This is a genomic window from uncultured Capnocytophaga sp., assembly GCF_937936315.1.
In the GTDB taxonomy this organism is placed as follows: Bacteria; Bacteroidota; Bacteroidia; order Flavobacteriales; family Flavobacteriaceae; genus Capnocytophaga.
The window spans coordinates 80,887-94,955 of sequence record NZ_CALGWU010000040.1 but is presented as its reverse complement, the minus strand read 5'-3'; the positions used below and the strand labels follow the sequence as shown (position 1 = coordinate 94,955).

Annotated in this window: 17 protein-coding genes; all 17 read left to right on the top strand. The window is 38.3% G+C overall.

Annotation, left to right across the window (positions count from 1 at the left end):
- Position 1: 1 nt before the first annotated feature.
- The 17 genes from Q0162_RS07430 to Q0162_RS07350 all read left to right on the top strand — a co-directional run bounded on the left by Q0162_RS07430 (position 2) and on the right by Q0162_RS07350 (position 14,031).
- The gene (locus Q0162_RS07430) at positions 2–1,525 is read left to right on the top strand and encodes a DUF4270 domain-containing protein (protein ID WP_297890730.1); all 1,524 of its coding nucleotides are present in this window, start codon (positions 2–4) and stop codon (positions 1,523–1,525) included.
- Positions 1,526–1,527: 2 nt separating this feature from the next.
- Positions 1,528–1,851, top strand: coding sequence for a translation initiation factor (locus Q0162_RS07425; RefSeq protein ID WP_297890729.1), 324 nt, complete (start codon positions 1,528–1,530; stop codon positions 1,849–1,851).
- A 34-nt stretch (positions 1,852–1,885) separates the two neighbouring features.
- Positions 1,886–2,632, top strand: a complete 747-nt coding sequence (gene fabG / locus Q0162_RS07420; RefSeq protein ID WP_002677431.1) for a 3-oxoacyl-[acyl-carrier-protein] reductase — start codon at positions 1,886–1,888, stop codon at positions 2,630–2,632.
- 36 nt (positions 2,633–2,668) lie between these two features.
- The gene (locus tag Q0162_RS07415) at positions 2,669–3,475 is read left to right on the top strand and encodes an outer membrane protein assembly factor BamD (RefSeq protein WP_002677223.1); all 807 of its coding nucleotides are present in this window, start codon (positions 2,669–2,671) and stop codon (positions 3,473–3,475) included.
- Positions 3,476–3,482: 7 nt separating this feature from the next.
- The gene (locus Q0162_RS07410; RefSeq protein WP_002677367.1) at positions 3,483–3,797 is read left to right on the top strand and encodes a DNA-directed RNA polymerase subunit omega; all 315 of its coding nucleotides are present in this window, start codon (positions 3,483–3,485) and stop codon (positions 3,795–3,797) included.
- An 84-nt stretch (positions 3,798–3,881) separates the two neighbouring features.
- Entirely contained in the window at positions 3,882–5,066 is a 1,185-nt protein-coding gene (gene coaBC, locus Q0162_RS07405; protein ID WP_297890728.1) for a bifunctional phosphopantothenoylcysteine decarboxylase/phosphopantothenate--cysteine ligase CoaBC, read from the top strand.
- A gap of 35 nt (positions 5,067–5,101) precedes the next feature.
- Positions 5,102–5,983 (top strand): ACP S-malonyltransferase, encoded by an 882-nt coding sequence (fabD, locus tag Q0162_RS07400; RefSeq protein WP_297890727.1) that lies wholly within the window; start codon positions 5,102–5,104, stop codon positions 5,981–5,983.
- Positions 5,980–6,747 (top strand): ABC transporter ATP-binding protein, encoded by a 768-nt coding sequence (locus tag Q0162_RS07395; RefSeq protein WP_297890726.1) that lies wholly within the window; start codon positions 5,980–5,982, stop codon positions 6,745–6,747. Before fabD ends, Q0162_RS07395 begins: the two co-directional genes overlap by 4 nt.
- An 80-nt stretch (positions 6,748–6,827) precedes the next feature.
- A complete protein-coding gene (locus tag Q0162_RS07390; protein WP_040360619.1) occupies positions 6,828–7,358 on the top strand; it encodes a ferritin in 531 nt (176 codons plus the stop codon).
- The gene (locus tag Q0162_RS07385) at positions 7,358–8,380 is read left to right on the top strand and encodes an NAD-dependent epimerase/dehydratase family protein (RefSeq protein ID WP_297890725.1); all 1,023 of its coding nucleotides are present in this window, start codon (positions 7,358–7,360) and stop codon (positions 8,378–8,380) included. Before Q0162_RS07390 ends, Q0162_RS07385 begins: the two co-directional genes overlap by 1 nt.
- Positions 8,377–9,054 (top strand): TIGR02117 family protein, encoded by a 678-nt coding sequence (locus Q0162_RS07380; protein WP_297890724.1) that lies wholly within the window; start codon positions 8,377–8,379, stop codon positions 9,052–9,054. Before Q0162_RS07385 ends, Q0162_RS07380 begins: the two co-directional genes overlap by 4 nt.
- A gap of 28 nt (positions 9,055–9,082) precedes the next feature.
- Positions 9,083–10,093 carry a tetraacyldisaccharide 4'-kinase gene (gene lpxK, locus Q0162_RS07375; RefSeq protein ID WP_297890774.1) on the top strand — a complete coding sequence of 337 codons (1,011 nt, stop codon included), beginning with the start codon at positions 9,083–9,085 and terminating at the stop codon, positions 10,091–10,093.
- Positions 10,094–10,123: 30 nt separating this feature from the next.
- Positions 10,124–10,675, top strand: coding sequence for a thioredoxin fold domain-containing protein (locus Q0162_RS07370; RefSeq protein WP_297890723.1), 552 nt, complete (start codon positions 10,124–10,126; stop codon positions 10,673–10,675).
- Between the two features lie 137 nt (positions 10,676–10,812).
- On the top strand, positions 10,813–11,976 hold the full coding sequence (locus Q0162_RS07365) for a sigma-54 dependent transcriptional regulator (protein WP_009414234.1): 1,164 nt from the start codon (positions 10,813–10,815) through the stop codon (positions 11,974–11,976).
- A gap of 262 nt (positions 11,977–12,238) precedes the next feature.
- Complete coding sequence (locus Q0162_RS07360) at positions 12,239–12,835, top strand: hypothetical protein (RefSeq protein ID WP_095902200.1); 597 nt, start codon at positions 12,239–12,241, stop codon at positions 12,833–12,835.
- Positions 12,836–12,944: 109 nt separating this feature from the next.
- The gene (locus tag Q0162_RS07355; protein ID WP_297890722.1) at positions 12,945–13,595 is read left to right on the top strand and encodes an ElyC/SanA/YdcF family protein; all 651 of its coding nucleotides are present in this window, start codon (positions 12,945–12,947) and stop codon (positions 13,593–13,595) included.
- Positions 13,596–13,674: 79 nt separating this feature from the next.
- Entirely contained in the window at positions 13,675–14,031 is a 357-nt protein-coding gene (locus tag Q0162_RS07350; protein WP_002677354.1) for a 4Fe-4S binding protein, read from the top strand.
- The last annotated feature ends 38 nt before the right edge of the window (positions 14,032–14,069 follow it).

Sequence of the window (14,069 nt, the reverse complement as noted above, 5' to 3'; positions counted from 1 at the left end):
GATGAATAACACTTATAAATTACTTTTTTTTGTTACTATACTAACAATCTTCACGGCCTGTTCCTCCGATGATTTCAATGAAATAGATGGAGCTCTACTCAAAAATCCTAACTACGAAACTAATGTCTTTACCGCTACTATTTCGGTAAGTCAAATTAAACAAACTGCTGTGCAAACTAATGGTTTAGAAGGATATTTGCTCGGTAAATATACTCAAGCTCCCTTTGGTAGTAAATCTGCTACTATAGTAGCACAAGTGGGACTCTCAACTGCTAATCCTACTTTTGGTAGTAAAACTCAAGCTGTAGAGAATAGTGAAAATAAACCCGAAAACGAGAAAGTAACTAATGCTTATTTGTATATCCCTTTCTTTAACCCTAATAGCTCAAGTAATAATGCTGTATATAGCCAAGATGTTGAATATCAGTTAGATTCTATTTATGGTGACAAAAATGCCTCTTTTATTGTAGAAGTGAAGGAAACTAACTACTTCCTCAGCGATATAGGTACCGACCTCAAAACAAAAGTATATTATTCTAATGATACTGATGTACTTACAAATTTAGGTAGTTCTATTGTCTCAGCTACTACCGCACCTATTGCTATTAATAACAAAGCAATTACTCGATTCCAATTTGACGATCCTGAAACTACAGCAGATGAATCTAAAACTGTACACGATGTGTTAGCCCCTGGTTTGCGCATTCCTCTTAGCCCCTCCTTTTTCCAAACAAAAATATTAGACAAAGAAGGTAGTAGTGAATTAGCAAGTGTTACCGACTTTAAAAAGTATTTTAAAGGGATACAAATCACTGCCTCTAACTTCTCTAAAGATGTGATGATGCTCCTCAATATGGCAAATGCCAAAATACAGTTGGAGTATAGTTATACCGCTTATGTAAGTGGTAGTACAGCTACTAAAACTCAGTACAGCCGTTATGATTTGCCTCTTAATGGCATTACTATAAATCTCTTTAACAATATTAGCGAAAGTCTTACTGATAGTAGCAAGGTGTATTTGAGTGGTGCTTTAGGACAAACAGTTTCTATCACTCTTTCAGACAGTGAGATTGATCGTATCAAATCTGAAAAATGGTTAGTAACTGATGCAAGTTTGTTCTTTTATGTAGATGAAAGCGTGACTTATAGCAAAACTCCTGAGCGCCTTTATATCTATAATGCTCAAACGGGGGCTGTGTTAGCCGATTATCAGTACGACCCTACCGCTAACAACACTACTTCTGCCTATTCACACTTGGTGCATTTAGGAAAATTACAAAAAGAAAATGGGGTAGGTAAATATTACCAACTAAGGATTACTAACCATATTCTTAATATGGTAACTAATAATGGTGCGAATGTACCTTTAGCAATTGCTATAGGGTCTAATATAAAGCAAACTGCAGCAGGTAGTTATAAAAGTGCAAGTGGTGAAGGCAAAATTGCCAATACAGCCCTTGCTACCCCTTTAGGAGTGGTAATTAAAGATGTAAAATTGATTATCAACTATACCAAAGTAAAATAAGTATGGACTTAAGAGACCAACTTAAAAATCTTTTCCCCGACCATATAGAAGAGGAAGTACCTCAAGAAACACCATCTACTATATGGTTGCAAGACGAACCTCTACTTTGTAAATACGAAAAGCGCAAAGGCAAACCTGTAACAGTAATCGAAGGTTATAATGGATCCGATAGCGATTTCAAAATACTGGCTAAAGAGCTCAAAACATACCTTGGGGTGGGCGGAACAATAAAAGATGACACAATTCTCATACAAGGTGATTACCGAGATACTATTATGCAACTCCTTAAAGAAAAAGGATTTAAAGTAAAACGCGTAGGAGGTTAAAGATAATTAACAATTCATAATTAACAATTATAATATGAAATTATTAGAAGGAAAAACAGCTATTATCACTGGTGCTAGTCGTGGCATCGGTCGTGGTATAGCCGAAGTATTTGCCGCTCACGGAGCGAATATTGCTTTTTCATATAGCTCATCGGTAGATGCTGCAAAAGCTCTAGAAAAAGAATTAGCCGCACAAGGTGTAAAAGTGAAAGGCTATCAAAGTGATGCCTCTAACTTTGCTCAATCTCAAGAGTTTGTTGATGCTGTAGTTGCCGAGTTTGGCACTGTTGATATCCTTGTAAACAACGCTGGTATCACCAAAGATAACTTGCTAATGCGTATCAGCGAAGAGGATTTCGATAAAGTAATTGAAGTAAACCTCAAATCAGTGTTTAATATGACCAAAGCAGTACAACGTGTGATGCTCAAACAGCGCAAAGGCTCTATTATCAATATGAGTAGCGTGGTAGGGGTAAAAGGTAATGCTGGTCAGTCTAACTATGCAGCCTCTAAAGCGGGAATCATTGGTTTTACTAAATCTATAGCTTTAGAATTGGGGTCTCGTAACATCCGTTGCAATGCTATTGCACCAGGATTTATCGAAACCGAAATGACTGCTGTACTCGATGAAAAAGTAGTACAAGGATGGCGTGATGCTATTCCTCTTAAGCGTGGCGGACAGCCAGAAGATGTAGCCAATGCTTGCGTGTTTTTAGCCTCCGATATGTCGGCTTATATCACTGGGCAAGTGCTTAATGTAGATGGCGGAATGCTCACATAATTTTGTTATATCAGAAAAACTTTTTACTTTTGCCGAATGTTAATGAAAAAATATATCATCATCGGTCTGCTCGGTGTGCTTTTTGCCTCCTGTGGTGAGTACCAAAAAGCTCTGAAATCTACAGATGGGAGCGTAAAATACATAGAAGCCGAAAAGCTCTATAAGGCTAAAAAATACAAAAAAGCGAATCGCCTTTTTGAACAAATAGCCTCAGAATATGCAGGAAAACCTCAAGGGGAACGCATCTACTATATGTATGGTGACGCTTGTTATCAACTCAAGCAGTACAGTTTAGCTTCCTATCAGTTCGAACGTTTGCAGAAGCTGTACCCTCGTAGTGAAAAAGCTACCGAAGCCTCCTTTTTAGAAGCTAAGTCGCTTTACTTAGAAACACCTAAATATAGTGTAGATCAAACCTATACTTATCAGGCTCTCGAAAAATTGCAGTACTTTTTGGATAGATACCCTAATAGTGAGTATACCAAAGAGGCTAACGAACTTACCTTAGATTTGGTAACGCGTTTAGAAAAGAAAGATTTTGAAATTGCCAAACAATACGATAAAATACGCGACTATCAGGCTGCGATGAAATCGTTAGATAATTTCTTGACCAATAACCCTGGAAGTCCTTTCAGAGAAGAAGCCTTGTACACCCGTTTGCACTCAGCCTATGAGTGGGCAATCAATAGTGTGGAAAGCAAAAAAGAAGAACGCCTCAACACCGCTAAAGAAGCCTACGACAACTTGTTGCGCGCTTACCCTGAAAGCAAATTCAAAAAGGAAGCTGAGAATATGCTTGCTAAAATTAATACATCACTAAAAAGTTTTACATCACAAAAATAATTACATTATGGATTTTAAAAAAATAGATGCTCCTACCTCTACGGTTACTTACAACAAATCGGCTATAGAAGCACCTACTGGTAATATTTACGAGGCGATCTCTATTATTGCCAAACGTGCTAACCAAATAAACGCCGAAATTAAAAAAGAATTGGTAGAAAAGTTAGAGGCTTTTGCTACTAATAACGACAGTTTAGAGGAAATCTTTGAGAACAAAGAGCAAATAGAAGTATCTCGTTTCTACGAGCGTTTGCCTAAACCTCAAGCTATTGCTGTAAAAGAATGGTTAGATGGTAAGGTATACTATCGTGAAACCGAATAAAAATGGGTATTTATAAATTGTTTGTTAGGCTTTAAGTAGTAAGCTATCGCTTGCCGTTTAAAGCCTTTTTCAATCTGTTTAATTATGAATATAGTACTTGGTATTACAGCAGGAATTGCCGCCTACAAAACGCCTCAATTGGTGCGTTTGCTCACTAAAAAAGGACACAATGTAAAGGTTATCCTTACCGAAAATGCAAAGGAGTTCGTAACACCTCTTACTCTCAGTACAGTATCTAAAAATCAGGTGCTTACGAGTTTTTCATCTCCCGAGGGTGATTGGCATAGCCACGTGGAGTTAGCACTCTGGGCTGATACAATGCTCATCGCTCCTGCTACGGCTAATACCATTGCTAAAATGGCTCACGGGATATGTGATAACTTACTATTGGCTACTTATTTCTCCGCTAAAGCACCTGTATTCATTGCTCCTGCAATGGATTTGGATATGTATGCTCACCCTACGGTTACCGAGAATTTAGCGAAATTAGCATCTTATGGCAATCACATTATTCCCGCAACTTATGGCGAACTTGCTAGCGGACTTGTAGGGCAGGGACGTATGGCTGAACCCGAAGATATAGTTCTGTTTTTAGAAAATACACTTTCCGAAAATCTTCCTCTTAAGGGTAAAAAAATACTTATCACCGCTGGTCCTACTTATGAGGCTATCGACCCCGTGCGATTTATAGGAAACTTCTCCTCTGGCAAAATGGGGATTGCTCTTGCTAATGAAGCCGTACGACAAGGTGCTGAAGTACATTTAGTGTTAGGACCATCTTCTGAAAAGAATATTCACTCACAAATTCATTTACATCGGGTGGTAAGCGCTCAACAGATGTACGAAGCTGCTGTAACCGAATTTTCTACTTGTGACATCGCTATCCTCGCCGCAGCTGTAGCCGACTATACTCCTGAAACTGTAGCCCCCGAAAAAATTAAAAAGAAAGGCGGTAATCTCAGTCTAACCTTACTCCCTACCGTCGATATATTGGCGTCTTTAGGTAAGATTAAAACTACTCAAACACTCATTGGCTTTGCTTTAGAAACTGAAAATGAGGAAGCTAATGCCCAAGCTAAATTAGAGAAAAAGAACTTAGATGGCATTGTACTCAACTCCTTGCGTGATGCGGGGGCAGGTTTTGGTACCGATACTAATAAAGTTACTTTTATTACTAAAGAAACACAAATCAGTTTTCCTTTAAAAACTAAAGAAGAAGTTGCTAAAGATATTTTGACGCAAATATTTGGCATTCTTATAGAAAAGTAATATCTTTGTACTTTCAATCTTATAAAAATAAATAAATGAAATCATACATCTTCCCTGGTCAAGGAGCCCAATTTGTAGGTATGGGGCTTGACTTATATGAAAAATCTGCTGAAGCTAAAGCGCTTTTTGAAGCGGCTAATGGCATTCTTGGATTCTCTATTACCGATATAATGTTCAGTGGTACTGATGAAGACCTTAAACAAACCAAAGTTACCCAGCCTGCTATATTCTTGCACTCAGTAATCCTTAGCAAGGTGCTTGGTAAAAATTTTGCTCCTCAAATGGTCGCAGGACATTCATTAGGTGAATTTTCTGCTTTAGTAGCCAATGGAACCCTCTCATTTGAAGATGGCTTGCAATTAGTAGCCAAACGTGCAGCTGCAATGCAAAAGGCTTGCGAATTACAACCTGGTACAATGGCTGCCGTATTGGGCTTAGAGGATGCCAAAGTGGAAGAACTTTGTGCAACAATTGATGGGATTGTAACTCCTGCCAACTATAATTGCCCAGGTCAGTTGGTGATTTCAGGCGAACTCAAAGCAGTAGAAGCGGCTTGCGAAAAGATGAAAGAAGCAGGCGCTAAACGCGCTCTTGTTCTTCCCGTAGGTGGTGCATTCCACTCAGTACTGATGAAACCTGCTGAAGAAGAATTAGCTGCAGCAATTGAACAAACAACATTCCACAAGCCGTTATGCCCTGTTTATCAAAATGTAACCACTACAGCCGTAAGCGATGAAAATGCTATCAAAACCAACCTTATCAAGCAACTTACCGCTCCTGTGAAATGGACACAAAGCGTACAACAAATGATTGCTGATGGCGCTACCGAATTTATTGAAGTAGGACCTGGTAAAGTACTACAAGGTTTGGTGAAAAAGATAAATAAAGAGGCTGTGGTAGCCTCGGCTGAACTATGATACAAGTAGAAAATTTACATAAATCTTTCAATGGAACTGAAGTGCTGAAAGGCATTTCCACCGTATTTGAAAAAGGCAAAACAAATCTTATTATTGGGCAAAGTGGTTCAGGAAAAACAGTATTCCTCAAATCACTCTTAGGACTCTTCACCCCCGATTCAGGTGATATCATCTACGATGGGGTAAAGTACGCCGATATGAAACGCAAAGAACAAGTAACCCTCCGCCAAAAAATGGGAATGGTATTTCAAGGTAGTGCCTTATTTGACTCGATGACGGTGCTTGAAAATGTGATGTTCCCTTTGAAGATGTTTTCCCAAAAATCAGCTGATGAAATCCGTGAACGCGCTGATATAGTGCTCAGCAGGGTGAATTTGGTAAATGCCGAAAACAAATTGCCTTCCGAAATTTCTGGAGGTATGCAAAAACGGGTGGCTATTGCTCGCGCTATTGTAAATAATCCTAACTACTTGTTCTGCGACGAACCTAACTCAGGTCTCGATCCAAAAACTTCTATCGTAATAGATAACCTTATTCAGGAAATTACCCAAGAGTTCAATATCACTACTGTAATCAATACTCACGATATGAACTCCGTAATGGAAATAGGGGCTAAGATTGTTTTCTTGAAAAATGGATACAAAGAGTGGGAAGGTTCTAAAGATACTATTTTCCGTACAGACAATGAAGCCGTTACTGATTTCGTGTATTCATCGGAACTCTTCAAAAAAGTGCGAAAGGCGTATTTGGAAGAACACGTCTAAATTACAACTCTTTTGTCCGTATTTAGCAAATAATTACTATCTTTGCACCCACTAAAAAAACTTAAAAACAATTTATTAAAATGACAAAACACAAGTACACCAGATCGCAAACTAGTTTGCACCCTGAAATCATTGACCTATTGAACGACCAAGTAAGTAAAGAAGCTGAAGCAAGCTCTCTCTATTTAGCTATGGCTTCTTGGGCTGAATATAATGGCTACTCTCGCAGTGCCGAGTTCTTTTATGACCACGCTGTAGAAGAAAGAGATCATATGATGAAAATCTTCCGCTTCCTCAACGAAAATGGCGCACGTGCTTTTGCTCCTAAAGTAGGTGAGGTACAACAAGAATTTGATTCACTTAAAGAAGTTTATGAAAAAACTTTGGAACACGAAATCAAAGTTACTCAATCTATCTTCGCTATCTTCAAAAAAGCACGCCAAGTAGATGATTACGCTTCCGAAAACTTCTTGCAATGGTTTGTTCAAGAACAGTTAGAAGAAGAACGTTTGGTACACTCTATCCTCGACCTCTTCGAATTCTACAATGAGAACGATTCGCCTATAGCTCTCAAACTTATCGACGAACGTATTCCTTTAGACGAAAAATAATGATTTTAGTAACTGGCGGAACAGGGCTGATTGGCAGCCGCTTGCTTTTTTACCTTACTCAAAACAAGGCGCATAAAGTAAGGGCTATCTATCGCAGTGCCCATTCGTTAGAGAAAGTCGAACAACTTTTTATACAACAATCCCCCAATGGAGCGGAACAATTCCGCTCTATTGAGTGGGTACAAACCGATATAAGTAACATTCCAGCGCTTGAACAAGCATTTGCGAATGTTACTTTTGTTTTTCATTGTGCAGGCTTTATCTCTTTCCAACCTAAAGATTTTGCTCAACTCCTCAAAGTGAATGTAGAGGGAACGGCTAATATTGTAAACTTGTGTATTGATTTTAAGGTGAAAAAACTCTGTTATGTAAGTTCTGTAGCTACCCTTTCTGCCTTGCCTCACACACCTATTGACGAGGAAAACGATTGGAATAATGAGGAAAATAATACCGATTATGCTATCAGTAAGAACGGCGGTGAGATGGAAGTATGGCGTGGCTCTCAAGAAGGATTGCCAGTAGTTATTGTAAATCCTTCAGTGGTGTTAGGTGCTGATTTCTACGAGCAAGGATCTGGTTTATTGTTTAAAAAAGTAGCTAGCGGACTAAAATATTACCCCACAGGGGGCACAGGTTTTGTGGCAGTAGACGATGTGGTACGTGCAATGATTGCCTTACAATTCTCCGAAGTTACGGGAGAACGTTTTGTGCTAAATACAGCTAACCTTACTTATCAATCAGTTTTTGAAAAGATAGCCAAAGGATTAGGAGTGAAAGCTCCTACTAAAAAGATTTCACATAAAGTATTGCGTCGTTTGGCGCGTTTAGACGGCTTTTTAAGTTTCTTGGGTATCAAAAAGCGAACCCTCACTCTCCAAACAGCCGATGCTCTCGGATTGGTAACCACTTATAATGGTGATAAAATTAAAAAGTTTGTTGATTTTCAATACAGCGACATTGATGAAGTAATCCAAGAAATTTGTCATAAAATAAAAACTACAACTCTCGGAAGCTCTCTATGATTAAAAAACTTTTAAAATATTTCCTAAAAACCATACTCTTTGTAGTAGGTTTTGTAGTACTTTACGTACTACTGTGCTTGCTGTTGCCATTAATTCCCATTTCTGCAGAAAAAACTACAGAGCCCAAAACTATTACCATCTACCTTCTCTCTAACGGAATGCATACCGATTTAGTCCTCCCTACTCAAAATGAGTTTATAGATTGGACTACCAAAGTTTCTCCTGATGATACCAAAGGAAAAAAGAGAGGTGATTGGTTGGCTTTTGGTTGGGGCGACAAAGGCTTTTACCTCAATACCCCTACTTGGGCTGATTTAAAGTTTTCTACAGCAGTAAAAGCTGCTTTTTGGATGAGTGATTCGGCTATGCACACCACCTATTTAGGCGGTAGTGAAGGATATGAAAAAGTAGCACAACTAAGTCTTACAGCTGCACAATACAAGCGTTTGGTAAGCTATATTGATCAGCAGTTCGACAAAGATACACAAGGTAAATATATACCTATACCCACCAATGCCGTTTATGGCACTACCGATGCTTTCTACGAAGCTAAAAGTACTTACAACTTTCTCTATACCTGCAACACTTGGGCAGACTATGGGCTTCGCGCTGCCGGACAAAAATACGCCCTCTGGACTGCCACCGATTCAGGAATATTTAGGCACTATAAATAATTAATAATTGAGAATTAACAACTTAATAATGCGTCGTTCGTCATTCGTCATTCGTCCTTTGCTATTCCCCTTTGCGCTGCTCTATGGTCTTATCGTTCGATTGCGACACTGGTGCTATAACGTTGGTATTTTTAAAGTACATACTTTTGTGGTGCCTACTATTTGCGTGGGCAATGTAGCGGTAGGAGGGACAGGCAAGAGTCCAATGGTAGAATATCTTATCAGGCAGTGGATTACTAAGTGTAGAGTAGGGGTGTTGAGCAGAGGGTATAAACGCAAATCTAAAGGTTTTGTACTAGCTACTGGAAATAGTACAGTATACGATTTAGGCGATGAACCTTTTCAGTTCTGGAAGAAATTTAAAGATAATATTATATTAGCTGTATGTGGTAATAGGGTGGAAGGAATAGAGCAGATGCTTGCACTACCAGAGCCTCCCGAAGTAATCATTTTAGACGATGCTTTCCAACATCGTCCCGTAAAAGCAAAAATCAATATAGTACTTACAGCTTATAAACAGTTATTCACTAACGATTGGCTACTGCCAATGGGGCAACTCCGTGATGTAGTAAGTCGAGTGCAACAAGCTGATATAGTGGTAGTAACCAAATGTCCTACTTCCTTGTCTCAAAGTGAACGTTCCTTTATTGAAAGACAGTTGCAAAAAAAGACTCATTGCCCTATAGTTTTTGCTACTATAGCTTATGATGAACAAGTGTTCAAACAAGATGAAGCTATCTCTTTGTCAAACTTTATCAAAAAACCTTTTACGCTGGTAACAGGTATTGCCAATCCGCAACCTCTATTAGTGTATTTAAAAGAACAAGGAGCAGATTTTCAGCACTTAAACTTCCCCGATCATCACCATTTTAGTTCAGAAGAAATACAGCAATTGCAAGACAAATGTATTCTTACTACCGAAAAAGACTATGTGCGCCTGCAACCTCATTTGCAAAACTTATACTATTTGCCCATTGCAATGCAGTTCCTCACCCCTTCCGATGAACATACATTTGGCACGGTTTTTGAAAATCTGTAAACACGAAATAATTTCAAACTTTTATCAACTATGACAAAAAAACTCATCGCTATTGTAGCTTTTGTTTTAGCAACAACTGCTACCCTTCAAGCTCAGGAAATTAAATGGATGACTTTTGATCAAGCTATTGCTGCTCAAAAGAAAAAACCTAAAAAAATATTTATAGATGTATACACTAATTGGTGTGGTCCTTGCAAAATGTTAGCTAATAACACCTTTAAGAACAAAGACTTAGTGAACTATGTAAATGATAACTACTACGCTGTGAAATTCAATGGTGAAGGTAACGAAGTAGTAAATTACAAAGGTCAAAAGTTTGAGAATAAGGATTATGATCCTGCAAGAGCTCAATCGCGCAACTCACTCCACCCGCTCACTAATTACTTGCAAGTGCAAGCATACCCTACAATGGTGTTCTTAGACGAGAAAAACGATTTGATTACAGGTATCACTGGCTATATGTCACCTACCCAATTAGAACTCTACTTGAAAATGTTCAAAAATGACGAACATAAAAGCATTACTAGCCAACAAGAGTTCCAAGCATATCAAGCAAAGTTCAAACCTACATTTAAAAACTAATAAATACACTTTTTCATAAACACACGCGAAAAACTCTTGGCAAAATGTCAAGAGTTTTTTATTTTTTTATTATCTTTGCCACATAAATAGGCAAATTAATGCCCGTGCAGCTCGCACTAAATTGGCAAATTAGAATTATGGCAAAAATACTTATCATAGAAGACGAATCGGCTATTCGCCGTGTACTCAGCAAAATATTAGTAGAAGAAAGCAAAGAGTACGAAGTAGAGGAGGCGGTTGATGGCATCGAAGGCGTAGAAAAACTCAAAAAAGAGGACTACGATTTGGTGCTTTGCGACATCAAAATGCCTAAAATGGACGGTATGGAGGTACTCACCGAGATTAAAAAGGTGAAACCTGAAATCCCTTTTGTAATGATTTCTGGTCACGGCGACCTCGAAACAGCCGTAAATGCAATGCGTCTTGGGGCTTACGACTATATCTCAAAACCACCCGATTTGAACCGTTTGCTCAATACAGTACGCAATGCTCTCGATAAGAAGAAGTTAGTAGTAGAGAATAAACACCTCAAAAAGAAGGTGAGCAAGAGCTATGAGATGATAGGAGAAAGTGCACCTTTGCAACAAATCCGTCAGATGATAGAAAAAGTAGCGCCTACTGAAGCGCGTGTGCTCATCACGGGATCTAATGGTACAGGTAAAGAGTTGGTAGCTCACGCTATTCACTACCAGAGTGAGCGCAGTGAAGCCCCTATGATAGAGGTGAACTGTGCAGCTATCCCTTCAGAACTGATAGAAAGTGAACTCTTTGGGCATATCAAAGGAGCGTTTACTTCAGCGGTAAAAGATCGTGCAGGTAAGTTTGAGGCTGCTAACAATGGTACGATTTTCTTAGATGAGATAGGTGATATGAGTCTCTCTGCACAAGCCAAAGTATTGCGTGCTTTGCAAGAAAATAAGATTACCCGTGTAGGTAGTGATAAAGATATCAATGTAGATGTACGTGTGATAGCCGCAACCAATAAAGATTTGAAAAAAGAAATAGCCGAAGGTCGTTTTCGCGAGGATTTGTACCATCGTTTGGCAGTAATTCTTATTCGTGTACCTTCACTCAATGAAAGAAGAGATGATATTCCTCTACTCATCGATTATTTTTCAGTAAAAATAGCCGAAGAACAAGGTATTAGTCCTAAGAAATTTAGCAAAAAAGCGGTAGAACTCCTCCAAAAACAAGATTGGACGGGTAATATTCGCGAATTGCGCAATGTAGTAGAGCGACTTATCATCTTAGGGGGTAAAGAAATCTCAGAAGACGATGTCAAAGCCTTTGCTGGTAAATAAATGTGAGCCACACGAGTAGTTTTTATTTAGTGAAAGGATATAGTATTGCAAATTTTGGTGAAGTTGTTTACATTTTGCGTGGCTACACTTTGCCAAAATTCTCAATCGCCTGTGTAGATTGCTCTTTTGGTAAATTCAATTGTACTGATAATCAATTGCTTTTAGAGTATGTTGTGTAGGGGCGTTTTGCAAACGCCCACACTAATAGAACTTTTTTGACACACTCTGAAAGACTTGCACCTCAAATGAAAATTTCAATACGATGAAACAATTCTTATTAATCATATTTTTCTCTATAACTTTCTATAGTCAAGCTCAAACTATAAAAAGCAAGTTAGATTATTGCACTGTTTTTATTCCTAATGAAAAAGGATATCACTATTCAGAAGATGAGAAGAAATATTATGCTGTATTTCTGATTACAGAAAAAAAGTTGCAGAAAGATACACTTAAAATAGCTGTTTATTCAGAAACTCCTCCATTATACTTCGATGAGCCTAAATGTAAACTAACACCTGCTTTAGCAAAGAATTTAGAGAACTTGAGAAATGTAAAAATTCAATTGAATGAGCAATCTATTGTTATTGACACTGCGTTTATAGAGTTTGGCACAGAGACTATGTATCCTGAAAAACTGATATATGAAAAAAAGAAAAGTGAAACACTCTTAAAACTTACTTTTGGCAATTATACTTGGACTTCAGGAGGATATCATCGTTATGATATTTATCTCATCGCTAAAAATAATCAACTATCAGTAGCAAAAATAGTAGCGTTTTATTATTCGGCAGAATTTAAAAGTTATGGCAAAGAGAAAAATGAAGTAATATACTCTAAAACAACTAATAAAGTAAATTGAGAATTACAATGAAAATCGCCTTTACAGATTGTCCCCCTTCAGAATTGTCGGCAATTGCTGAGTAAGTGAGTTGGGGGCTTTATTACAACTCTTTTTTTACCTAAACAAAATGAACAAAATAAAATCTTTTCTAAAACCCTTAAAAACCAAACGCTTTTGGAAAGTTACAGTCCTACTATCACTGTGGTTGCTCTTAGTAATCATTGCTTGTAACGTGCAGGTAACTAAAGAGACTAAAAACTTGTTGTACACTCAAGTTGCTGAAGTGCCTGCACATAAAGTAGGTTTGCTTTTAGGTACGAATCCTTATTTAAGAAGTGGGGCGCCCAATAAGTATTTTCTTTATAGAATAGAGGCTGCTGTGCAACTATATGAGGCAGGGAAAATTGAATATATTTTAGTGAGTGGCGACAATCATAGAAATGACTACAACGAACCCGAAGAAATGAAACAAGCCTTAATGGCAAGAGGAATCCCCGAAGAACGTATTGTCTTAGACTATGCAGGCTTTAGAACTTTAGACTCGGTAGTGCGAGCCAAAGAAGTATTTGGCAACGATACATTTATTGTTATCTCACAACGTTTTCACAACGAGCGCGCCCTTTTTTTAGCTAAACGTCATAACGTACAAGCCATAGGTTTCAATGCCCAAGATGTTACAGCCTACAATGGATTTAAAACTCGTTTGCGCGAATGTTTAGCACGCACGAAACTCTTTGTTGACTTGTGGTTTGATGTACAACCAAAATTCAAAAAGTAGCAAATTAACAAAAAAGTATTATCTTTGCGCCCTTTCCTACCTCCCAACCTCTAACTCTCTAATCACTAACGACTAAAAAATGGCTATAATAATAACAGATGATTGTATCAACTGCGGGGCTTGTGAACCTGAATGTCCTAACAACGCTATCTACGAAGGTGCCGATGATTGGCGCTATAGCGATGGTACTGCCTTAAAAGGACGTGTAGTATTGCCCAGCGGATTGGAAGTAGATGCCGATGAGCCTCAACAAGCTATCAGCGATGATATTTATTTTATCATTGCCGATAAATGCACCGAGTGTATAGGTTTTCACGATGAACCTCAATGTGCTGCGGTATGCCCTGTAGATTGTTGTGTGCCCGATGATGCTCATCAAGAAACTGATGAGGAACTTTATGCTAAAAAGCGATTTATTCACAACGAAGAAGCTTAGTTTGGCATAACATTTGACTTTATAAAGGTAAGATTTTT

What these genes read in the sequence shown, in the direction of transcription:
- Q0162_RS07430 (WP_297890730.1), top strand. Translation starts at nt 2, where the DNA reads ATGAATAACACTTATAAATTACTTTTTTTTGTTACTATACTAACAATC.
- Q0162_RS07425 (WP_297890729.1), top strand. Translation starts at nt 1,528, where the DNA reads ATGGACTTAAGAGACCAACTTAAAAATCTTTTCCCCGACCATATAGAA.
- fabG (WP_002677431.1), top strand. Translation starts at nt 1,886, where the DNA reads ATGAAATTATTAGAAGGAAAAACAGCTATTATCACTGGTGCTAGTCGT.
- Q0162_RS07415 (WP_002677223.1), top strand. Translation starts at nt 2,669, where the DNA reads ATGTTAATGAAAAAATATATCATCATCGGTCTGCTCGGTGTGCTTTTT.
- Q0162_RS07410 (WP_002677367.1), top strand. Translation starts at nt 3,483, where the DNA reads ATGGATTTTAAAAAAATAGATGCTCCTACCTCTACGGTTACTTACAAC.
- coaBC (WP_297890728.1), top strand. Translation starts at nt 3,882, where the DNA reads ATGAATATAGTACTTGGTATTACAGCAGGAATTGCCGCCTACAAAACG.
- fabD (WP_297890727.1), top strand. Translation starts at nt 5,102, where the DNA reads ATGAAATCATACATCTTCCCTGGTCAAGGAGCCCAATTTGTAGGTATG.
- Q0162_RS07395 (WP_297890726.1), top strand. Translation starts at nt 5,980, where the DNA reads ATGATACAAGTAGAAAATTTACATAAATCTTTCAATGGAACTGAAGTG.
- Q0162_RS07390 (WP_040360619.1), top strand. Translation starts at nt 6,828, where the DNA reads ATGACAAAACACAAGTACACCAGATCGCAAACTAGTTTGCACCCTGAA.
- Q0162_RS07385 (WP_297890725.1), top strand. Translation starts at nt 7,358, where the DNA reads ATGATTTTAGTAACTGGCGGAACAGGGCTGATTGGCAGCCGCTTGCTT.
- Q0162_RS07380 (WP_297890724.1), top strand. Translation starts at nt 8,377, where the DNA reads ATGATTAAAAAACTTTTAAAATATTTCCTAAAAACCATACTCTTTGTA.
- lpxK (WP_297890774.1), top strand. Translation starts at nt 9,083, where the DNA reads ATGCGTCGTTCGTCATTCGTCATTCGTCCTTTGCTATTCCCCTTTGCG.
- Q0162_RS07370 (WP_297890723.1), top strand. Translation starts at nt 10,124, where the DNA reads ATGACAAAAAAACTCATCGCTATTGTAGCTTTTGTTTTAGCAACAACT.
- Q0162_RS07365 (WP_009414234.1), top strand. Translation starts at nt 10,813, where the DNA reads ATGGCAAAAATACTTATCATAGAAGACGAATCGGCTATTCGCCGTGTA.
- Q0162_RS07360 (WP_095902200.1), top strand. Translation starts at nt 12,239, where the DNA reads ATGAAACAATTCTTATTAATCATATTTTTCTCTATAACTTTCTATAGT.
- Q0162_RS07355 (WP_297890722.1), top strand. Translation starts at nt 12,945, where the DNA reads ATGAACAAAATAAAATCTTTTCTAAAACCCTTAAAAACCAAACGCTTT.
- Q0162_RS07350 (WP_002677354.1), top strand. Translation starts at nt 13,675, where the DNA reads ATGGCTATAATAATAACAGATGATTGTATCAACTGCGGGGCTTGTGAA.